The sequence below is a fragment of the Amycolatopsis sp. cmx-8-4 genome (genome assembly GCF_046548675.1).
GTDB lineage: Bacteria > Actinomycetota > Actinomycetes > Mycobacteriales > Pseudonocardiaceae > Amycolatopsis.
The window spans coordinates 15,606-37,564 of the sequence record NZ_JAEBDZ010000052.1 but is presented as its reverse complement, the minus strand read 5'-3'; the positions used below and the strand labels follow the sequence as shown (position 1 = coordinate 37,564).

The window sequence follows — 21,959 nt, the reverse complement described above, 5'->3', positions numbered from 1 at the left end:
CCAGCGACCGCGCGAACACCTCCGGCTGACGCGCCATGGCTCACCTCCACCGGCCAGCCTGGCGATCACCGGCCCGGATGTCCACGCGACACGGTTACCACGTCAACGTTCCTTGACGAGGCACTAGAACCGTCTGTTAGACGGGCAGGCCGTCGTCAGTGTCCAGGGACGTAGGCGTAGATGTGGTCGGGCTCGGTGGTGTAGTCATCCACTGGAAGGACTGCAGGGGTGGTTCGGCAGGCCGACCGATGTCCGCGGTGCGATGTTGTGGGAGGTCTCCTCGAAGACCTTCATTCCGCCGACCGAGTGGCGTCCCCTTTGGTCGGATCGGATCGTTCGATCGAGAATCCGAGGAGTCCTTGGGTGGCTTGTTCGGGGAGGTCGATGCCGAGCAGGACGACGTGGGAGCCGGCGATCGCGTGAACCGGGAGGGCATCGGGAGTGACTCGATTCCGCATGACGTTCCTCTGAGCGTGCCAGGAGCCGGCTGGTGCTGTAGTCGCATTCGGCGCACCGAAGTTCCGTTGCGCCCGAAATCGATCACGGCACTCCCTGAGGTGACGGCCGTTCACCGCTCACGCATGGACCCGATCGTCCCCGCACGTGACTGTTCCTGGTGAGTCATTGCTCAACGGGAGGTCTTGTGATCTACGAAGGTGTCGTTGGCGATGACGTTGGGAGTATGTTCGGGTGCGGCCGCGTTTGCGGTGTTTACGCTGTTCGCAAATGGCTTTTTGGTACTTGCTCCGAATGCCGACATGTTCCCCGGCACGCGTGGCCGTCAGGCCATGCTGGGAACCAGTGCGCCGAAGGCGCTCCGTCTGGGCGACCTGGTCGCGAGTGGCGCGTTCTGGTGGGTGACCACCGCCGCGGTCAACGAGACCATCAGTGTCTCGGGCAGCCGAGCCCAGCGGATCCTGCAGCGCCGAATCAACCAGTCCGTCGCCGAGTACGAAGTCCTGAACACCCTCGAGCAGTCCTGGGGCGGCCTCTGCACCCACGTGCGAGAAGGCTGGAACATCGGCAAGCCCTGTTACGGCTACAAGGCCAAAGCCTTCCGGCACCCGAACCCGGCGAAGGCGGCCAAGGGCATCACGAAGACCCGCCTCGAGCCGGACGGACCTTGCGGTGAGACTGTGACGCAGATCGCAGCCTGGGTCTACTACGACCACTTGGGCACTGACGTCATCGCGGACTTGCTCAACCAAGACCTCGTGAAGCACCCGCCGCCGAGCCCGCCCGGTGGTCGCCGAGCGAGGGGGTGCTGGAGCCGGTCGAGCATCAACGACATCCTCCGGAACCCGAAGTACACCGGCTACCAGGTCTACAACCGCCGTGCCACCCGGTCGGGCCGAGGCAAGCACAACGACCCGATCAAGTGGGTCTGGTCGCCCGAGCCCGCCCACGAGCCGCTCATTCCGAAGTGGATGTACGACGAGCTCATCGGTCGCCGGCAGAGCAAGCAGCGATCCCGTGCGAGCAACGCGCCGAACTCGCACCCGCAGACGAAGCGGACCTACCTGTTCCGCGGCAGGGTGTTCTGCCCTTGCGGCCGTCGCATGGTCGGCGAAGTTCGCCGCGAACGCGCCTACTACCTGTGCCGACCGAGCAACAACAACTGCGGCCGGCCGGACAACTACCTCGGTCATCCCAAGACGCTCTACTTGCGCGAAGACGCGCTCCTCGACGCCGTCGCCGCCTTTCTCGCCGACCGCGTCTTCGGCCCGGAACGCCGAGCGATCCTCGATGCCCAGCTGGCGGGTATGGACACCGGTGAGGCCGACGAGCGTGACGCTCAACGTACGCAGCTGCAGAAGGCCATGGATGGTCTCGTCAAGAAGCAGGAGTCAGTCCTCGGGCAACGAGGTGTGGGTCCGCAGCGAGGACGGCTCGTTGTACCCAGCTCCCGGCGGCAGTTACGACGTTGCCTGGGGTTACTCCGGTTCGGTGATCGCGCCACTGATCGAGAGACTGCTCGACGACATCAACACCGAACCGCTCGACCGGCCGGAGCGACCGAAGGACAACGGCCTGACCAGGATCACGAAGAAGGACGTCCGCGACGGCATCGTCTTCACGCGCGAACAGTTGGAAGAAGCTCGACGGAGCTAGCCACGACCGTCAGTCGTGTCACTCGCCGCTGCGTCGGCTCAACCACAGCGACAGGTTGCCCAGGCCTTGTGTGAACGGCACTGCAACGGGGGCGCCCACGCAGCGAGTAAGGCGGCGATCGTGGTTTGGCCGGGTTGTTCTGGGACCATTCGATGAACACGCGACCGTCAGCCTGCACGCAGCTACCGCCAAGCTCCCCGATCTCGACCGGACGAGCGCACGCCCACGACGGCGGTCCAGTCAGCATCGGAATGCCCAGCCTGAGGTCATGTTGACTTGTGACGACAAGCGGACAGGTGGCATCTGAAGATGCCCGTCGGTTCTGCATCATCTGTCAGACCGCGGCGCTCACGGACGCGGGTTGCAGTGCCCAGTCCCGTACACCCCTGCCCTCGACGAAGTGCCATTCTGCACGGCACTTGTCGCAAGCGATCCATACATCGTGCTCGCGGAAGCCTGGGATGTTGTCGTGCTCTTCGATGATCGTCCCGTCGCCGCAGGGGCACAGGTATTCGTATCGCTCCGTCGTTCCGGAACCGGCGCCCCATCCTCGGTGGTCGTGCGAATCGCCGCTGATCTGCTCGGTGCGAATGTACGTCGTCGAGGGCTCCGTCCTTATCCACTCCGCGATCGCGGAGACCACGGTGTCGTAGGCCTCGGACGAGTGCGAGACCTCGTGGAAGATCGCCAGAAGCTCGCTGGCGGTGCACGCGATGCGGTGGTCACTGTCGCGGACGCCAGCGGAGTAGTCGGCCGCGAGGTCGCCCACGACGTCGTTGCGGCCGACTTGCCGGATCAGCCAGTCGTGGAACGGAGCAGGCTCGCCGACCGGCGCCGGCGGGACCCAGCCATGGGGGATGGATTCGCCGTCTGCTGCCCGCGTAAGCACGGTGCGTAGCTGCTCATATCCAGCAGGACGGTAGTGGTGGACCTGCGGTCGAGTCTGCCCAGAGCCGACCATCCGGTGCACGTAATCGTGCTCGCGCTCGGACACGCCGATCAGAAGGTTTGGGCCGTCTCTGTTCGGGTCTGCGATCGGAAGTCCGAGCGCGGCTGCCGCCCAGATCAGTCGGCCGTTGGACACGTAGGAGCAGTGTGGGCTGAGGAACCACTCGGCGGTGTGCTTCAAGGAGTAGCTGCCGACCTCTGCAGCCTCGGCGCCCGAGGTGGGCGTGAACATCCGGAGCATATCCGTGATGAGGGCGAGCTGGATGTAGTCGCTCTTGCCGTCGAAGTGCCACGGCGAGTCCGAACGGACCCCGTCCTCGCCGAGGAGGGGGACGCCGCCTTGTGCGCCAATCAGCTCGTGATCGCTGAGGACGGCGATGAGCCGTCGGGCGCTGACCCGTGGACCGAGGAGACCTTGGGCAAGGGGGGAACTCACTTGCCGCAGCGCGGACGTGTATTTCGTGCCGGTGAAGGCTGACCAAGCGCGCGCGTCCTGCTGGAGCGCGCGGCTCGGCGTGTTGTTGTTCGGAGTCATCTCAATCTCTTGTTCCGGGCTATACACCCCACGCCTGCCAGCCCTGTGACATGAGAGAGATCTCGAGCCAACAGGTAGAGCTTCCCTGAAAGCCGCCGTTGGCGGTTGTCCTCAGCGTCTTCGTCGCGTGGGGACTCAGACTTGGAGAAAGGCCGTTCAGGCTGCCCGTCTCGAACATATCACGGAGACGGCCTCCGCAGGTCCGGATCGTGGCGCAGTACGAGCAGGGCGCTGCGGGTTGTGCGAGGTCCGTCGCGCAGCCGAGGCCTGCGACCCGGCCGAGCGGCGCCTCGCCGAATGGGCCCACCTCGACGTCACGAGCCCGCGGGCGTTCGACCCGACCTTCGGCGACGGACTGCTCCTCATCGTCCGTGCGCCACCGCCCCGGACGCTGACCTGCCAGATCGCCCTTCACTTCGACCGCACGCTAGTCGCGACGGTGACGCTCAGTATCTGCATCCCGTGCGGAGCCACCACCCGCGACTACGTCCACGTCGCCGCAGGCTACCGGTTGCTCGGCTACGGCCGCACGCTCGTCGCGGCTGCACTGGCCCGCGCCCGAATTACCGGTGGACTGCTCCACTGCCCGACGGGCCACTGGCCCAGTCGTTCCGGGCGCGCATCGCCATGGGCCGCACTGGACCATCGCCTAGGTGGCTGGTGTCAAACGGGGGTGCTGGGGGTTGATCGAGGCTCCGAATAGCGGACAGGCCGGTCTGATCGCCGTTGGTGGTCAAGCAAAGGGTCGGTCCGGCCGAGGAGGTCCGGCGTCGTGATGGCCCGGTTGTTGGCTGGGCGGGGCGTCTGGCGGCTGTGGGGTGGCTGGGCTGGCCGGGGTCACGCGGTGGTGGTGGCCCATCCGCGTGCGGTGGAGGTGACTGCGAGCGTGGCCAGTCGTGCGAGGTTGACCGCGGCGGCCAGCAGTGAGAAGTCAGCGGCGGTTTTCGTCAGGCCGCGGACCCGGGCGCGGCGTCCGCCGTGGCGGCGGCGCATGAGGTGGCCGATTTTGCGTTCGACTTTCGGGCGGGTGGCCCGGTAGTCGGCTTTCCAGACAGGATCGGCCTGTCGAGCACGGCCGGCGGCCAGGAAGGCTTCGTAGTGGCCGATGGTGATGCTGCGGCCGGCTTTCGCGTCTGTGCACTGGGAAGCCAGTGGGCAGGTGGCGCAGGCGGCACCGAACTCGGCTTTCGCGGCGTGACGGCCGCCGTTGCGGACACGGAAAGCCACGGTGTTGCCTGCCGGACAGGTCACAGTCTCCGCGTCCGGGTCGATGCCGAAATCATCCTTGCTGAAATGCCCTTTCACCCGGGACGACGGCTGCACCTTCAGTCCGTTATGGACATTGTTGTTGTCCAACTGGGCCAGCAGTTCCCCGGCGCCGTAAGCGGCATCCCCATACACCGCAGCCTGCCCGCCGGCTTCGGCTTCGGCTTCGGCTTCGGAGGGCAGAATGTCGGCCAGCAGATCCCCGGCGACCTCCGCGTCACCACTGTTGCCGGGCGTGACCTCGGTAGCGGTGATGATCTCAGCGTCCGGATCGATCGCGATATGCCCCTTGTAGCCATCAAAACCACGGGCGCTCGTCTTGTGGCCGTGACGGGCCGCAGGATCCACCGTCGAGATGACCCGATCCGCGGCGACCTTGCGGGCAATCCGGAACACCCCGCCATCGTCGGTCAGGTCCTGCCCCAGCACCGTGGCCAGCAGGCGCACGGCCTGAGCCACCGGCTCGGCCAACGCCCGTCCCTCCAGCAGCCCCAGCATCGCGAACCCGTCCCGCGCCCGGGAATCGACCAACACCTCCCGGGCATCCTGGTCGTCCCAGTCGATCTGCGGTTTCCCGGTGCTGGTGTAGTCATCTCCACTCGTGATCACCGCCCGCAGTTGCGCGTTCAGAGCAGTGTCGGCGGCCGCGAGCAGTCCCCGGATCGCCGAGCGGATCAGGGTGATGGTGTCCATCGTGGCGACCGCGTCGTAGATCGGGGTGGAGTCCAGCACTCGCCGCCGTCCCACCAGCCCCGCCTGACGGGCCACCTCCAGCACGACCTGGAAGATCCGGTCCGGCCGCGCGGAGCGGGCCAGCCGGGCGCGCATGTCCACCAGCACGGTGTGCACGAACCCCGGGTAGTCGAAGTCCAGGCCGCCGGCGGCGTCGCCGAGAGTCTTCGCGACGAACGCGGCCTCGTCGACCCGCGCCAGCGGATACTCGAACTCCTCAGTGATCGACAGCTCCAGCGGCAGGGCACGCCGCAGCGGCGGCCGTTCCGACAGGCCGCGGGCGAGCCGGTGGGCGGTGATCGCGTCGCGCGGGAAGCGGCTGGCGACGTCGCGTTCGGTCAGCGCGGCGAACGCGCCGAGGGTGCGCAGCCCCAGCCGCCGGAGCGTGTCGACGAGCTCGCCGCGGTCCGCGCCTGGCTGGTTCAGCTCGGTGATGGGCAGCGGCGCCAGGAACTCCGCCGACCCGCCGGCGGGAGCCAGGGTCGCGCGGCGGGCGGCGAGGGTCGCGGCGAACAGGCCGTCGGCGATCCCGACCTGGCACTCCACCCCAGCGTTCGCTTCGACCTCGTCAATGAGCAGTTCACTGAGGGCTGCCTCTCCGCCGAAGTACCCGGCCGCGCCGGTGACCGGGACGGCGACGATGCCGGGGCGTACAACTTCGACCCCGACGACCTGCGCTTCGACCGCGGCGGCGACCGGTTCGAAGAGCCGGGCGTCGCGGTCCGGATCGTGCTGGTGCACCACAAGCTCCGGACAGCGCGACTGCGCGTCCCGCCGCTGCATCCCCTGCGTGACCCCGCCGCGGCGCGCGGCCGCGGAGCAGGCCACGACCCGGTTCGCGTAGAACACCGCGGCCGGCGTGAGCGGGAGGGTGCCTGCGGCGGCTCCGGCGGCGGCGACCGGCCAGTTCGGGCACCACAGCACCAGCAACCGCGCGGCCTCGCCGGTCATCCGGTCGCCTCAGTCAGACGCCGCGGGGGGCCAGCGGCTCACCGGCGGCGATGGCGCCGCCCGGGCTGGGAAGCTGCAGCGCTGCCGTTTGCGGGCGGACGGCCGCGCCGCGTCCGCGGCTGGCCGCGACGAGGCTGCGGGACTGCAGGTAGCCGGATCCGTCGGCGGTGATGCCCTGCCAGTGGCGTCTGGAGACGCTGAGTTCGACGTCTGCGCCGGGCCTCGGGGTGGTGCTGAGCAGGACCGCCTCGGTTGCGGCCCCGCCCGGCAAGGCGGCGTGCGAGCTGCGGTCGGATTCTTCGGGGCGAGACGGGGCCGAGTACGACCAGGTCGAAGCCGTCGATCAGAGCCCAGAGCCCAGAGCACCGCGACGAGCTCGGCCCGGGGTCGGGCACCAGCGCGAGCCGGTCGAGGTCGACGCCGAGCTCCGCGGCGGCCGCGACGCCCAGGTCAAGCATCCCAGCGATCGCTGCCCAGGATCCGGCCTGGGTTGCGTCAGCGAGCAGCTCCAGGACCAGCGCCGCGGAGCCGGTGACCGACACGGTGCTGCCACGCCGCAAGCCACTGGCGGGCAGCGGCCCGGCGAGCGGCGGCGCGACCGGGAGCGTCCCTCCGGGCGCGGCGGGAGTGTCCGGGTTCGGTGCGTTCAGCTGCGCGGCGGTGCGGACGCCGGGGATCGCGGTGAGCCCGGCCACCGCCTCGGATAGCGCCACGCCGCACCTCCAGCACCACGAACACGCACCGGAGACACCCGTGTGGGGAAGCCGCGGGCGAACCCAGAACCTCGATTAGAACCTTTGTTCGAATAGTGGAAGGACTCGGGGGCGCTGTCAAGCCGGGATCAGGCGGAGTTGCATCCAACGCAACGTGGGTGACCGCCTACTTGCCTCGCGGCGAACGCGCCGCCGGGCAGCGTTAGGCCCAGACGGGCCGAACACGATCCTGCGCGGTCCGGCGGAGCTGTGCGTGGCGGTCGGCTGACGGCTTCCCCGCTGCGGCGGGCGTTCCCCGCGTTGGCTCGGCCTGGCGGTGTCGGTCGTTGCCGGAGGCGTGGATGCGTCGAGACCACCTCGGTGACGGTCGTCGGCGGCCGGCCGCATCTGTGGCCGCGCAGAGCGGCCGGCTGTGGGGCCGGGAGGCCGGCGGTCGTCGGGCGTCCTCGTTTCCGCTGGTGCCGGCCCAGTCTCGCCCCGGGGTTGTAACTCCGGCGCAGTGAAGGACGACCTAGCTGCTGATTGAGGAGTCGCCCCATGTCACAGCGTGAAACACGGGTCACACCGAGTCGGTTCGGGTGGCTGCTTCTCGCCTTCGTCTTTGCCGGTACGGCTGGTGTACACCTCTACCTGCTCTTGTCGACCGCAGCTAGGTGGCCGGGCTGGGCGGCGATGGTCCTGGTGGTGCTGTCCCTGAGCTGCGTTAGGAACTCAGGGCTCGGCCAGGGCCGCGCGTGTGTTCCTGCCGATGTCGGAAGCGCGAAGAGCGGGGAGCCGGCTGAATGAGGGGGTGGTCCGACCCGTCGGCTCTGGCCGTGTTCGTGATCGCTGTCGCGCTGCTCCTCGCCGCCGGCACGAGTGGTGCCCTCAGGCTCCCGCCGCTCAACGTGCACGGCCCGCTGACCCCGGCCGGGATCAAGGTGACCGCTGCCCTCGGCGTTCTGTGCTTGGTCGTGGCCGGCGGGGTGGCCTTGTGGGGTGGGCACGACTCGCCACCGCAGCCGACCGCGACGCCGCAACTCTCGAGCTCGGTTCCGCAGGTCACGTCACCCTCTTCTGCGGAGACGCCGGGTACGACCCCGACCACCCGGTCCACCACGGTTGCGACGACGGAATCGCCGTCACCGCCCGAACTCACGGAACTGGCCTCCGATCGCGTGTCTTTGGGAACGTCGACCGGCTTCGACTTCGACACGGGCAAGACCGGTTTCGCGGGTGAGGGCGCCGACATAGTCGTTGACAGCACCGGTATCAGTGCGGTTTCCGATACCGCGCTCGCGCTTTCCGGCCGAACGGACACCCGGCCTGACGGATGTCCCTCGGAACTGAGGGGCAGCCGAGTACCGCGGAGCGGTACAGCGTCCGGGCGATCGGTCTGCGCTCTGACGACGAGTGGGAACCTCGCAGTGTTCACGTTCTCCGATTCGCGCTCGTCGGGCGAAGTGGTGGTGGACTATGTCTTGTGGGATAACCGATGACGACGGACCAGCTACCTATCGGGAACGCGCCGGACCGAGGAATCGGAACCGGGCGCGTGTTTCGGTCCGAGCCTTTCGGATGACTTACAGGACAGCTCCTAGCCGAGCCCGCAACTTCTACGCCCCACCCCTGCAGCGCCGTACCGGCTACCGGTCCAACGGACGTATGTGTATAACACCCTACATAATCGTCGTGGAGTCCTCCGGCGACGCCGGGGTCCGCGTGATCAAACAGGGTGATCTTGGGAGGGGACGGCATGGAGCCGACGATCCGGACTGAGGTGGCTACCGGGAAGGCGGACATCACGCCACCGCCCGGTATCGCAATGGCCGGATACGGTCTCGATGCTCCGCGGATCGCGACGGGAACATGTACGCCGCTGACGGTCCGGTGCACAGTGTTGTGGATGGCCGGGAATCCGTCTGTGCTGGTGACCGCCGATCTGCTCGGATTTCCGCGTCGGCTGCACCAGCGGATCCGGGCGGCGGTGGTCGGGTTGGGTGTCGGTTCCGCGGACTTCGTGCTGACGGCCACGCATACGCACAACGGGCCAGTGGCCAGCGCTGACGTCACGGCTTACACGCTGTACAACATCACCAATTCACACCAGCTGGACCTGATCACCACCTACGCCGAGTGGGTCGGGGAGCGGGTCGTCGCCCTGGTGCGGGATACCCTGGCCGCCACGGCTCGCCCGTGCGTGCTTGATTACCAGGTCACGGGTCAGTCGTTCTCGATCAATCGCGAGGCGATGCCCGAGGTCGAGACGCAGTTGCCGGTGCTCGTGGCCCGCTCTGCGGGCGGGGATCCGCTGACGATCCTGTTCGGCTATGGCTGCCACCCGGTCGCGGCGCCGATGCTGGCCGAGTTCGATGCCGACTATCCAGGTCGAGCGATCGCGGTGATCGAACAGTCGACCGGGGCGTTCGCGCAGTTCCTGCCCGGCGCGGCTGGCGACCAGAACCCGGAACCGGTGAACAGCTGGGTCGGTGTGGAGGCTGCCAGTGCCGGGCTCGGCGAGGCGGTCGTCAGGGCCGCGGCGTCGCCGGGGCGGCCGGTATCCGGGCCTGTGGAGAGTGCCTATGCCGAGCTTGACGTTCCCCTTGATCTCCCGCCCGATCTCGACGGCTTTCGGCAGCAGTTCGCCGCCCGCCAAGCCAACACGGCGATGCCGGGATGGATGCGCCGGCACGCCAAGATGATGATCGGCCAGATCGACGACGGCTCATACGCCACCGGCGTGGCAGTGCCGCTGCAAGGGTGGGTCTTCACGGGCGGGGAACCTCTGCGGATCGCGATGATCGGCGGCGAACCGGTCGCCGGCTACGCGGCTCGGCTCCGGCAGCGCCATGGCGGCCCTGACGGGGTCTGGGTGCTCGGGTATGCCGGAGAGCTACCGACCTACCTGCCCACCGACGACCTCCTAGCCGCCGGCGGGGCGTGGCAGTACGCCAGCGGCTGGTCACCCGATCACCCGCAGATCGGTGGTGGTGCGATGTGCTGCTACGGCCTGATCGGCCACTTCCGCAGCCAGGGCCAAGACGGTGCTGTCGAGACCACGATCATAAACGGCCTTGCTGAGCTGCTGTCACGACGCCGCTGTGGCTGAGTGAAACGAACGTTTACAAGCCCTCGAGCTGGTCAGTTCGGCCGGGGATGTCGGCTGTGGTGAGTGGGATGCGTACGGTAAAGCGTGCGCTGCGGTCTATCTCATCGACACTGAACGTGCCGTGGTGGGCGGCGGCGATTCGGCGGGCGATCGACAGGCCGAGGCCGGTGCTGCCGGTGTCACCGGTGCGGGCGTCGTCAAGGCGGGTGAAGCGGTCGAAAATGCGTTCATGGTCGGCTGCGGGAATGGCGGGTCCAGGCGTGCCAGCAGGAGCAGTTCGCTGGCAAGGTCTTGCAAGCGCAGCGGTGTCGCCGAGGGCGTCCTCGATGACCTGTCGCCACTGGCTCGCTCCGGGTGGGCTTGGGCGATTTCGAGTTCGGTCGTGCGCCGCGCTTTTCGGTAACGGCGAACCCCGCGCGTACGACTCGTACTGCGACCGGAGGAGCGTGGGAATGGCCGACACGATGTTGGTGCAGGCGGAGACACCGGGCGGCGAGACCGTTGTCGTGCCCGTCGTGGATCTAGACGCGATCGGCGAGGGTGGGGGAGAGCAGAAGGTCGCTGCCGGGCTGCCCAGCCTCTCCGGCGCGTTGGACTCGATCAAGGACTTCACCGGTGAGCTGCGCAAGGCGCTGAAGGCGATGCAACCGGAGAAGACCACGGTCGAGTTCTCGGTGGGGTTCGCCATGGAAGCCGGCAAGATCACCGCGATGTTCGCCGACGGCAAAGCCGAAGGGGCAGTCAAGATCACCATGGAGTGGGCGAAGGACTGAAGCCCGCCGTGCGCAGCCTGGCGACCCGCCACCGCGACAACCTGATCGAGGCCACCGTCCGGGTTCTGGCCGTGGACCCGGACGGGCGCACGCCGTCGATCGGGACGGGTTTCTTCGTCGCTCCCGGCAAAGTGGTCACGTGTGCGCACGTCGTTCCGGCCGGGCGCCGCTATGTCGTTCAGTACCGTGGTGAGGAGTACGACGCGACGCTGCTGGTTCGGGAGCCGGACACCGGTGCCGAGGCCAATTTCGCCTACCCGGACGTCGCGCTGCTCTCCGTCGACGTCGCCGATTGCGCGGTTGTTCCAGTGGGAAGTACCTTCCCGGAAGCAGGACGCGAGCTGTACGCGTACGGCTGTCCCCTGATCGTGCGGTTGCCGGTCTGGGATCACCTCGACCTCGTCAGCGAGGGCCAGCGGGTCCGGGACGGGACCACCGACGTGTTCGTCAAGACCAAAGGCAGCCAGGTGCAGCCGGGCGCGAGCGGTGCGGGCACCATCGACCTGCAAACCGGAGAGCTGGTCGGCATGCTCGCGCAGACCCGAGACGCGAAACTTGATCTCGGTGGGGCACTGATCCCGGCGGGCACGATTCTCGACGTCCTCGCGACCGCCGGGCACGACGTCCGAGCCGCTAACCAGGAAGCCGCCGCCGACGTGGTCACGCTCGCCGGGGCTCGGCGGCGGCTCAAGTGGGTGTTGCAACTGCTGGCCGTCGACCTCGACGACGCCGGTCCGGTCGTCCGGCGGTCGATGCTGATGGCCTTGGATAACCCGCCACCAGAAGGGCTCGACGCCGACGAAGCGGCGCTGGCCCTGCTGAACCTCGATCTGGAAGACCTCGGCAACGCCCTGGAGGAGCTCGCGCGGGCGACCCGGTCGCCGGCCAAACCAATTCGGCTGCTCTCCGGTGCGGCTTCCTTCGCGTGGTACGCGAAGCGCCCGCTCGTCGAACCGGACACCGCGATCCAGCTGGCCCGGGAACGCGCCTGCGAAGAACCGCGGGTCGTCCACCTGCCCGCGGCCTGCGACTTGACCGTCAAGCTGCACGCCGGTCGCGCGGCCGTGGACCAGCACTGGGAGGTCATCCCGGTGTCCATTGTGGATGCCGAAACCGATGCGGAGACGGGCCTGCCTCGCCGGCTGGTCACCGCCGCGCGTTGGAGCCTGCTGGATCGGGACGGAGTGCTCGTGGACGAAGACGACCCGGACGGCATCGACGCAGCCTGGACGCAGTCCGGCGCCCAGGTCCGCACGCGGATCGGCCGCCGGCTGCTGCTGGTACTGCCGGCCACGATCGCCGATACGGGCCTCGTCGAGGCACTTCGGCGCGAATTCGCTCCGTGCATGTTCGCGCTGGCTGGGCGGTCGCTGTCGGCCGCGTTGCGGCGGAATTCCGCGCTGCTGGAGCTGAGCCCGTCCCTGGACGACGTCACCGAACTGGCCGCCGACGACCGGTACCGCCAGATCACCCGCAAGATCGAGCGGGCTTCGAGTAGATGAAGGGCTTAATCGGATGAGCGATTACATGAAGATCTTCGACCCGCCGCTGGTGCCGGAGCCCGCACCACTCGAGCCGCTCGCCGACCGGTCGGCCGTCGAAAGCTATGTGTACGAAGAAGGTCTTGTGCTCGCGGTGAACGTCGCGCTCGCCACCCGGCGTCCGTTGCTGGTTCGCGGCCGGCCGGGCACCGGGAAGAGTTCGCTCGCGCGCAACGTCGCGATGCACCTCAGGTGGCGGTTCTACCCGCGCACCGTCTCCTCGCGCACACGGGCGCAGGACCTGCTCTGGGAGGTCGACGAGGTGGCCCGGCTTTCCGACGCGTCAGCCCACCAGGCCAGGCCGCGCCGGGAGTACCTGATACCCGGCGTGCTCTGGTGGGCCTACTCACCGGTGACGGCGGCCGAACACCGGCGGGTCGATCCCAACGAAGGCGCCGAAGACGAGAACGCGGTGGTCCTGCTCGACGAGATCGACAAGGCGGAGCCCGACGTGCCCAACGACCTGCTGGAGCCGCTCGGCCTCTACCGGTTCCGGACGGACGAGGGTGACCTGGTCGAAGCGGCCTCGGCCCCGCTGGTGGTGCTGACCACGAACGAAGAGCGCGACTTGCCCAAGGCATTTCTCCGCCGCTGCGTCGTCTACTCGCTGCCGATGCCGACCCACACCCGGCTGCGGCAGATCGCCGCGGTGCGGTTCGGGCCGGATGCTGTGCTTTACCGCCAGGTCACTGACGTTTTCGGGCCGGAGACCGGGGGACCTGCGGACGTGAGTGTCGCGGAGTACCTCGACGCCGTCGCCGCCGCCCGCAAGCTGGGCGTGCGGCCCGGTCACCCGTTGTGGGAGGCCGTGCTCGAGTCGACGACCAGCAAGCAACCCGCACTCGAGCTGCGCTGACATGTATCCGCTGGCCGACCTGATCCGCGCCGCCGGGACGCTGGAACTCGACGGCGATGGCCTGCGGGCCGCCGCCGCGATGCTCGGTGTCGTGCTTTCCGACCCCCCGCCAGTGCCGGAGCCGCTGACCCCGCTGCCCGTTCCGCCGGCGCCGGGCCCGAGCGCGACCGCCGCGTCCCCCGACGCCGACGTGCACACGGCGGAGGGGGATCCCCGGCCGGTCCGGCGGGTCAGAGTGACCTTGGTGGAGGGACCCGTGGCCGCGCCACCACGGCCGTTGCGCGGTTCGGTGCACAACCTGCTGCCGCCGGCACCCGCGCCGCGGCCGGCCGAGCCGCTGTTCTCCCCGTGGCACGAGCGAGCGATCCTGTCGACGTTGGCCAAGGTGCGGTGTCCTGGCCCGGAGGTGGACACGCTGGCGGTCACGAGGATGCTGGCTCGCCGCGAAGCTGTCGTCGCGATGCCGGTCCTGGCCGAGCCGACCACACGGCTGGGGGCTCGGTTGTGGGTCGACCACGGGCCGGGCATGCAGCTGTTCCGCCGCGATCTGCGCTGGCTCGCTGCCGCTCTGCGCCGAGTGGTCGGACAGGACGCCGTCACCGTCGAGCCGTTCCGTGACACGCTGCCCGAGGTAGCAGCAGGCGCGGTGCTGGTCGCCACCGATCTGGGGATCGGCGCGGGCAGCCCGATCCTGCCCGCCGCCTGGCCGCCGGACGCGGTCTTCCTGGTGCCGTACCCGCGTTCGCGATGGCCGGCGTGGGCAGCCCGGTTTCCCGTCGTGCAGTGGGATCGGCGGACGACCGCCGGGCAGGCGGCCCGGCGGTGACGGCCCGGCTCCGGCTCGAACTGCTGCGCGCGGTCAACCCGCACGCCGTGACGCTGGCCGCCGCCTGCGCCCTGTCCGCACGGGTCGAGCCGACACTGCTGCGCCGGCTCCGGCTCCTCATCCCGGGCGCGGACGCTTCCGCCGAGAGCGATCTGTGGTTCTCGGATCTGTTCTCCGCCCGCGACGCCGCCGCCGTAGCACTAGACCCGCTCGTTGCCGAGCTGCTTCGCGAGGGGCTCCGCCGCCCCTCGGCCACGGCGTTCTTGCGGGACGCGGTAGAGGAGATCGCGGCCGCGCACGCGACCGCCCACTGGTCGGTGCGCCTGGAAGAGCGCATCCACCACCTAGACGTCACTCGCCCGCCCGGTGCCGACGACGACATCGACGACCTGGTGCTCGCCGCCCTCGACCAGCTCCGACAGGAACCCGACCCCCGCGGCATCGCTCGCTGGTTGCTCGGTGCGGTCGGTCGTTTTCCCCGTCGCGTCGTCGCACGGACGGCCTCCCGGGCTGCGCGCGCTGCAGCCATGCTCCACCTCGACCGCCAGGCACCGCCGGGCGACCTGTCCGCCGGAGAGACGCAGACGTGGCTTCCGTGGCTGGCCACGACCCTGCCCCGGATCTCGGTGCCCGTGCAGCTCCTCGACGGTGCGGTGGTCCTCGGTGCCGAGGGACCCGGCTCGGTCGAGCTGCCCGAGGTTCCCGACACCGATCCGCTGGTCGTCGAAGTCCGGTGGACGGACGGGGTCTGCGCGCACAGTCGCTGCGTCCGCTTCCGCACCGGCGAGCCGGTCCAGGTGGAGACCGGCTCCCAAACGGCTTCCCTGGTGACCCTGCTGGGCGCCTCCTACGAAGTCGCCGTGGACGAGCAAGAATCGGCCGGGCTCCGGTTCGATCGCGTCAAGGTCGGACTGCGGCCCTGCCTCGGTCGTTCCCAGGAGATCGCCGATCTGCTCCGCGACGTGCTCGACCCCAGCAGTTCCTGGGTCGGGATCCGCGGCGGACCCGGCAGCGGTACCTCGACTGTGCTCGTCGCCGTCACCGACGCGCTGCGCCGCGACGGGGTCGCCGTCGTCGAGCACTTCTACTCAGCCACGACCGACCCGGTGGTGATCGAGGAATCGTGCCTGGCCCAGCTTCGCGTGCTTTACTCGGAGTACACCCACATCAACGGCAGATCGTTCACCGGGTTGCTGGACGATCTGGCCCGCCAAGGTGCCTTTCGCCGTCCGCTGGTTATCGCCCTCGACGAGTTCCCCGTCAACGGTGACCGGCTGTTCCTCGCCGACGTCCCCGCTGGCGTCCACCACCTGGTGACGACCACGCGGTGGCTGGACCTCCGCGATCGGCTCGCCACCCAATCCTTGCGAGTGAAGCACTTCACCGCCGACGCCACCCGTGAGGTGGGCCGTGCCCTCGTCCGCCGGCACCTGGCGGAGGTCGAGCATGCGTTCGTCGGACCGGTCGATGTCGAGGCGCTGGTCGACCTCGCCGGCAACAGTCCGCGTGCCGTCGTCCGTATCCTCCGGTGGATCGCTCGGCAGCCCACCAACAGCGTCACCGCGGACAACGTGCCGCCCCTGCTCACCGCCGGCTGGACCGATGTCCGAGCTGCGCTGGGCCGGAGGTTCGGCCGTCAGCTCACGCACTTGCTGTACATGCTCTACCTCGCCCAGCACCGACACCCGTGGTTCGACTGCGCCGTCGTCGAGCCGTCATGGCGGGTGTTCTGGTCGGCTTGCCTCGACAACGGCCTGGTCGAGGACACCGGTGAGGGCAGCGTCGTCGAGTTGGCCGCGCCGGAAGCCGCAGACGTCCTTCGAGCCCCGGCGGACAGTCGTGACGAGACGGTGCGGCGCTTCGTGTTCGGAAAGAGTCGGATCCTCGACTTCGTCGCCAACGCCAGTCTCACCCGGCTGGCCAATGCCGTGACGCACCTGCTCGCCGTCGGCGACACGGAGGTACCCGAACACCTCTGCCGGCAGCTGACTTTCCTGGTTCGCCGCTACGCTGAAGATCGAGCTGGCCTGCTCGCGGATTTGGCCGCGCTACCCGGTGATCCCGGTATGAGGACCTTGTGGACGGTGATCTCGCAGATCGCCGACCTGGGGGTGCCGCCGGCCGGGTTCGCTCCGGCATTGCGGGACTGGCTCACTGTCCGGGCGGAACCTCGCCTCGTCTCGGGGTTCGGGTTGCGGCCGCCGCTTCGCGTGCGCCGGGCGATCACCGAAAGCGAGCTCCGGCCCGCCGGGATCGGCGAGGACCGGCTGCATCCCGGTCCCGCTCTCGCGATCGCCGTGATCGGTGGCCGTCCCGTGGTCGTCACCCGGTTTGGCGTGCACGCGATGGATGGCTCGCTGATCGGCGCTTCGGCCGAGATCGACGGCGCGAACGGAGGTGCCTGGGGCTACGTCGCGTGGCACGGCCGGACGATCTGGACCGATGTGCACCCGAGACAGCCGGTCGACCTCCCGATCGACCGGGCACAGCGCCACGGCGAGGCGCTGACCGTGGCCGGGACCGACGGAAGCGTCACGAGGCCCAGCGTCTCCGACAGGGGGCGGCGGATCCTGGAGATCCCCGGACGGGGTGCCCGCGTCACCGCGATGGGCGCGCTGGATACCACACCGGCTCGCTGGATCGTGGGCTACGCGGACGGGACGATCCACGATCAGGGGTCGAGCCGGGAGCGGATCGAGCACCGCGGCGCGGTCCGCGCGGTGGTCTGTACCAGCGAGGATTCCTTCGTCTCCGGAGGTGACGACGGCTCGCTGGTCTTCTGGGCGCCCGGACTCGAGGTGATCCGAAGGAGACACGTCGAGCCCCCGGTCACCTGCCTGGCCCGGATGCCGGACGACGCGGTCCTGGTGGGCTCGGCGAACGGTGAGGTGACCCGGTGGGATCCGGTGTCCGACGAGCTCGTAGTCCTCGGGAGGCACATCCATCCGGTGCGTGGCGTTGCGCACGTCGCGTCGTCGTTTGTCCTGAGCTGGGCCGACTCGATCCGGTATTGGAACGCTGCCGGGAGCGGAGGGCTGCTCGCCCAGGAGGTCGGTTTTCCCGGCGGTATCGTCGATGTGCTCGTCCACGAAGGAACCTACGTGGCGATGCGGGGCGACGGCTCGGTCCGCCAGCGGATCCTGCCCGATCTGCGCGAGGAGCGGCACGCCTTCGAACGGCTCGTGGTCCGCGAGCGGCAGGCATACCTGTGGCTGGCTGGAACCACACTGAGTGTCGATGCGGTGAAAGGTCCGAGATTGACGGCAGGGGTTCGTCCCGACGTAGCGGGAACGGCAGCAGACCTCGGTTACTGGCGAGTCACTGCCGGGGCCGACGGCGTGGTCCGGCTGTCGGTGGCGGAGTCCGGGACCCAGGTGCACGAGATCCGGCTCGGGCTGCCGGTCGTCGCTCTCGCCGGGGAGCCGGGGTTCGTGGCGGCGCGGGACGCGACCGGTCAGCTGTGGATGTTCGACCTCGACGAGCCGACGGGGGTTTCGCTCGTGGAGGTCGTCCGGGCTTCGGTCGGGCGGGCCGAGTTGCGGATCGACGGGGACGAATGCGTGATCGCGGCGGTCAGATTGACCGTGGACGGTTCACCGGTTCCGCTGCGGATCGACGGGCACTGGCCGCGGGTGCGGGCCGACGGAAGCCTGCTGTGCCCCGAGGCCCCGCCCCTCACCTTTCGGATTCCGCCGGTCGGTCGACAGTGGGGCATCGAGGTCGACGTGGTGTCTCCGCTGCTCAGGGGCTACCGCACCACGATCGTTCAGCGCGGCCGAGTCGATTTGTGAAGGAGTCCCGACAGGGCTGACGACGCCGTGGAAAGCGGATGTCCCGGTTGAACGGGACAGACCGATTCGGCACGCCGAGGTTATGGCCGTTCAGGCATCGCTCGTGGCGCCCGGCCGGGCGTGCGGGCGGGCCGCTGCCGATCCGGGTCCGCGAGGCTCCAGGTTGGAGATCACCGGCCGCCTTTGAACCGACTTGCGCCTCAGGACTTTGGCATCAGGCGAGCTAGGTCCCGCGTGTACGCGCCGACTATGACGCAGGGAAGAAACCAAGGGACGCAAGCGAAACATCGCCACCGACAGCCTCGGACTCGTAGTCATGGTCACCGTCACCACCGCCGGCATGCAAGACCGCGACACCGCCTGCCTGCTGCTGGCGTTACTGCGCGAACACTTCTCCACCATCACCCTGGTCTGGGCCGACGGCGGCTACGCCATACGCCTCGTCACCTGGGCCAAAGCCGTGCTGCACCTGACGGTCGCCACGGTCAAACGCACCGACGGCATCAAAGGTTTCGTGGTCCTGCCCGTAGATGGGTAGTCGAGCGTAAGTTCGGCTTGCTGATCCGCCACCACCGCCTGGTCCGAGGCTGCGAACGCAAACCCGAGCATCACGAAGCGATGGTGTGGTGGGCCGCCGTCGCCATCCTGACCCGCCGGCTGACCCGAGAAGGCGCAGGTGACGCACCCCCGCCACGCCGGCGACAGCCCCGACCATCCAGCCAACTCGAACCAGCCACATGACCAATCGCCAACAGGCTGTTAGAGGTCAGCACGTAACGGCTGCGTACGTCACCGCGACTTCTTTGTGCGCGGAAGATCATCCGAGCGGAGAATCTGGGTCGCTGACGACGGCATCGGTTGGCGCTGTCCCGTCCCCACACAACGGGGTAGTCGACGAGCGCCCCGGCCAGTGCAGCGTGAGGAAGCGCATTGGCAGGAAGGGGACGTTCGTGTCCATGCCCAGACGCCCGGTCCTAACGACTGCTGCTCTGTTCGCGGCGACTCTGGCAGCTCCGTTGCTCGCCGAAGGTCAGGCGTCGGGCGCAGCGCCGATGGCGGTCGCGGTCGGCAAGACCGACATCACCCCGGAACTGGATATCCCGCTTGCTGGCTACGCGACAGACACCCCACGGCTCGCCGCAGGTGTGCATCGTCCGCTCTACGCGCGGTGCACCGTGTTTTGGGACAACGGGACGCCGAACGTCATCGTCACTGCGGACGTGCTGGCGTTTCCACGCGCCATCCACCAGGCGATCCGGTCGCGAATTGTCAGCCTCGGGGTGGCGTCCTCGCATTTCGTGCTCACGGCAACCCATACCCACAACGGGCCCGTCCTCACCCCCGACATCACGGCGTACACCCTCTACAACATCCTCGACCCATCTCCCCACATGGACAGGGTTCATGGCTACGCCGCCTGGGTGCAAGACCAGATCGTCGACCTCGTCCGAATAAGCCTCGCGGCCACCGCGGTTCCGTGCACGTTGGATTACCAGGTCGCCGATGAGGCGTTCTCCTACAACCGGGAAGGCATGGCGGGCGTCGAGCGGGATGTGCCGGTTCTGACGGCACGAGCTCTCGACGGGTCGCCGCTGGTGGTGATGTTCGGTTACGGATGCCAGCCCGTCGTCGCTCCAGCGGAAACACTCATCGACCCGGACTACCCAGGGCTCGCGGTGGAGGTGGTCGAGCAGCAGACCGGGGGTTTTGCGCAGTTCCTCACCGGTGCGGCCGGGGATCAAGACCCGGTGGCTTCCCCCGGTTGGCAGGCCCTCGATGACCGCGGCCACGACCTCGGCCAGACAGTCGTCAACACGATCACCGCACCCGGCCGGCCAGTCACCGGCCCGATCCTGACCGCTTACCGTGATGTCGACGTCCGGCTCGACATCACCGACACCCCCAGCAGTCTCGCGGCGGTCCGCGCGAACTTCGCCGTCCGACAGGCCACCGCAGCAGGGTGGATCAGCCGCCACGCCGAAGTCATGATCGACCAGATCGACACGCATAGTTTTGCATTCACGACCCCCGTTCCGGTGCAAACCTGGCGCTTCACCGGCGGCACCCCGCTGCGGCTGGCCTTCCTCGGCGGGGAACCAGTGTCCGGCTACGCCGCCTACTGCCGCAGCCACTACGGCGGCACCAACGGCATCTGGTTCTCTGGATACGCTGGCGAGGTACCCGCCTACTTGCCCACCGAACAACTCTTGACCACCGGTGGTGCCTGGCGCTACGCCTGTGGCTGGTCTGATGACTTCCCTGGCATTGGCGGCGGCGCGATGTGCGCGTACGGCATCATCGCCCACTACCTGCGCAACGCCCAAGGTAACGGCGTCGAAGACACCCTGATCGCCGCGTTGAACGCTGTTCTTTGAGTTGTCTGCTCCGCTGCATGCCGAGAACATCCGACATGGGCCGGGGAGGTGGGCTGGACCGGGTCCCCGGGCATCACGACTCGGTGCGGATGCCGAGGGAGGCTTCGCGCAGGCTGGACAGGCTGCGGCCGACACCGGGTGCGCCGCCAATTCGGGTGATCTTGTCGGATACCATGCTTAACCTGGGGTAATGGCAGGAACAACAACTACAACGTAGGCGCGCCGGGCGCGGGCGAGGCTGGCTGAGAAGACGAGCGGTGCCGCAAGCGTGCGGACCCGGTCGTTTCCTCCCCTCGGCGACTGGATGGCGACTTCGGGGCTGTGCCGAAGCATGGCGACGAGTGAGCCTGAAGAAAGACGAACGCGTCGCTCCGCCGCCAGGCGGCGACGAGTGGGACGTCCGGTTCGGCACCAAGGAAGCGGCGGCAAGCTGGGACGATCTCGTACGCGCGGCGAAAGGTAACGCTCGCCGCGCGTACGACCTCATGCGCACCGCGCCGGGTCAGAACCCGGATACCCGCTATCAGCGCCTCAAGGGGTCGCTCGCAACTGGCTTGCACCGCCTTGCACCGCGGCCGACAGCTGCCGCAATGGCAGTTCGAAGTGACCGGCGGTGGCCGCATCTGGTACCTCATCGACGAGGAGCGTCACACCGTCTGGGTGCAGCTGGCCAGTCTGAAGCACCCCAAAGAGACCGAGTAGCCGGCCGGGCGGGTATGGCATTCGAATCGTGGATGATGAGTATCCCTGGCGCACTTGTCGCCGGCGGAGCGATCACGGTCGGTGTTCAGCGGCGGGTGTGGCGATGGGGCTCGCAAGTACTTGCTCCGACGTGTGCTCAATGCGATCGCTTGTGGGCGGCCCTTGGGCTACCTCGACGATGCGCTGGGGAAACCGTTGGTCAGCGGCGCGATCCGGGACTGTGCGCCTGGTCGCCTGTACCGGGCGTATCGCAACGCCTACGTGATCGTGGCAGTCACTGCGTCGGGACCGGACAAGTCAGTTGACGCCTTTTCGATCACCGTCCTGACGCCGAAGTTCCACTTCAGAACCCGGGAGCTCAAGGCAGGGCTGCTGGATTTAAGTCTTGACATTCTTGATTATCAAGACAGACTTGACCTGTTCGTCTTCCGTATAGGCTGAGGAGAAGGTCATGTCAGGGACCGCCACCCCAATCACACCGACCGATGAGTGCTTCTGCGGATGTGGGAGAGAGACCCCGCCCGGTGCCTTCTTCCGCACGGGTCATGACAAGAAGGCCAGCGCTGATCTTGATGCCTTGCATCACGACGGAAGCGTTGCGCAGCGCCTCGCGCACTTCGGGTTCGGACCAGGGCTACGCAACCTGCACGAATATGCGATCGAGCGTGGCGTGAGGGAGCGTTGCGGGATCGACGGGTGCAACGTATCTGGCGTCCCGAAAGGAATCGGCATGAGACGACACCGCGCGAC

Annotated in this window: 13 protein-coding genes and 2 pseudogenes; 11 read left to right on the top strand and 4 right to left on the bottom strand. The window is 68.3% G+C overall.

The features are described 5' to 3' along the window. The first annotated feature begins 668 nt into the window (after positions 1 to 668). Positions 669 to 2,186 (top strand): recombinase family protein, encoded by a 1,518-nt coding sequence (locus ACLJQZ_RS46975; protein WP_410628073.1) that lies wholly within the window; start codon positions 669 to 671, stop codon positions 2,184 to 2,186. 260 nt (positions 2,187 to 2,446) lie between these two features. Here ACLJQZ_RS46975 and ACLJQZ_RS46970 read toward each other — a convergent pair whose 3' ends face one another. The 3 genes and pseudogenes from ACLJQZ_RS46970 to ACLJQZ_RS46960 all read right to left on the bottom strand — a co-directional run. Further along, positions 2,447 to 3,595 (bottom strand): hypothetical protein, encoded by a 1,149-nt coding sequence (locus tag ACLJQZ_RS46970; RefSeq protein ID WP_410628071.1) that lies wholly within the window; start codon positions 3,593 to 3,595, stop codon positions 2,447 to 2,449. A gap of 837 nt (positions 3,596 to 4,432) precedes the next feature. After that, the gene (locus ACLJQZ_RS46965; protein WP_410628077.1) at positions 4,433 to 5,359 is read right to left on the bottom strand and encodes a transposase; all 927 of its coding nucleotides are present in this window, start codon (positions 5,357 to 5,359) and stop codon (positions 4,433 to 4,435) included. Positions 5,360 to 5,746: 387 nt separating this feature from the next. Continuing rightward, a pseudogene (locus ACLJQZ_RS46960) lies at positions 5,747 to 6,544 on the bottom strand (DNA polymerase Y family protein); the annotation flags it as partial. Positions 6,545 to 8,072: 1,528 nt separating this feature from the next. On the opposite strand from ACLJQZ_RS46960, the gene ACLJQZ_RS46955 reads away from it, so the two are divergent. Beyond that, on the top strand, positions 8,073 to 8,735 hold the full coding sequence (locus ACLJQZ_RS46955; RefSeq protein WP_410628070.1) for a hypothetical protein: 663 nt from the start codon (positions 8,073 to 8,075) through the stop codon (positions 8,733 to 8,735). Positions 8,736 to 8,992: 257 nt separating this feature from the next. Then, positions 8,993 to 10,345, top strand: a complete 1,353-nt coding sequence (locus tag ACLJQZ_RS46950) for a hypothetical protein (protein ID WP_410628069.1) — start codon at positions 8,993 to 8,995, stop codon at positions 10,343 to 10,345. 13 nt (positions 10,346 to 10,358) lie between these two features. Here ACLJQZ_RS46950 and ACLJQZ_RS46945 read toward each other — a convergent pair whose 3' ends face one another. Next, positions 10,359 to 10,808, bottom strand: coding sequence for an ATP-binding protein (locus tag ACLJQZ_RS46945; protein ID WP_410628067.1), 450 nt, complete (start codon positions 10,806 to 10,808; stop codon positions 10,359 to 10,361). Here ACLJQZ_RS46945 and ACLJQZ_RS46940 point away from each other — a divergent pair. The 8 genes and pseudogenes from ACLJQZ_RS46940 (at position 10,798) to ACLJQZ_RS46905 (ending at position 21,650) form a co-directional block, all read left to right on the top strand. Beyond that, on the top strand, positions 10,798 to 11,118 hold the full coding sequence (locus ACLJQZ_RS46940) for a CU044_2847 family protein (RefSeq protein ID WP_410628065.1): 321 nt from the start codon (positions 10,798 to 10,800) through the stop codon (positions 11,116 to 11,118). The two genes, ACLJQZ_RS46945 and ACLJQZ_RS46940, sit on opposite strands and share 11 nt — an antisense overlap. After that, positions 11,103 to 12,620: a serine protease gene (locus ACLJQZ_RS46935; protein ID WP_410628063.1), complete on the top strand. Its 1,518-nt coding sequence runs from the start codon at positions 11,103 to 11,105 to the stop codon at positions 12,618 to 12,620. The genes ACLJQZ_RS46940 and ACLJQZ_RS46935 overlap by 16 nt, the downstream gene beginning before the upstream one ends. A gap of 13 nt (positions 12,621 to 12,633) precedes the next feature. Continuing rightward, positions 12,634 to 13,515: an AAA family ATPase gene (locus ACLJQZ_RS46930; protein WP_410628062.1), complete on the top strand. Its 882-nt coding sequence runs from the start codon at positions 12,634 to 12,636 to the stop codon at positions 13,513 to 13,515. A 1-nt stretch (position 13,516) separates the two neighbouring features. Next, positions 13,517 to 14,341, top strand: a complete 825-nt coding sequence (locus tag ACLJQZ_RS46925; RefSeq protein WP_410628060.1) for a hypothetical protein — start codon at positions 13,517 to 13,519, stop codon at positions 14,339 to 14,341. Continuing rightward, positions 14,299 to 18,132, top strand: coding sequence for a WD40 repeat domain-containing protein (locus tag ACLJQZ_RS46920; RefSeq protein ID WP_410628058.1), 3,834 nt, complete (start codon positions 14,299 to 14,301; stop codon positions 18,130 to 18,132). The genes ACLJQZ_RS46925 and ACLJQZ_RS46920 overlap by 43 nt, the downstream gene beginning before the upstream one ends. 274 nt (positions 18,133 to 18,406) lie before the next feature. Beyond that, positions 18,407 to 18,670: pseudogene (locus ACLJQZ_RS46915) on the top strand (transposase); the annotation flags it as partial. A gap of 418 nt (positions 18,671 to 19,088) precedes the next feature. Next, positions 19,089 to 20,507 carry a neutral/alkaline non-lysosomal ceramidase N-terminal domain-containing protein gene (locus ACLJQZ_RS46910; RefSeq protein WP_410628076.1) on the top strand — a complete coding sequence of 473 codons (1,419 nt, stop codon included), beginning with the start codon at positions 19,089 to 19,091 and terminating at the stop codon, positions 20,505 to 20,507. Positions 20,508 to 21,341: 834 nt separating this feature from the next. Continuing rightward, the gene (locus ACLJQZ_RS46905) at positions 21,342 to 21,650 is read left to right on the top strand and encodes a hypothetical protein (RefSeq protein WP_410628056.1); all 309 of its coding nucleotides are present in this window, start codon (positions 21,342 to 21,344) and stop codon (positions 21,648 to 21,650) included. Positions 21,651 to 21,959: the final 309 nt, after the last annotated feature.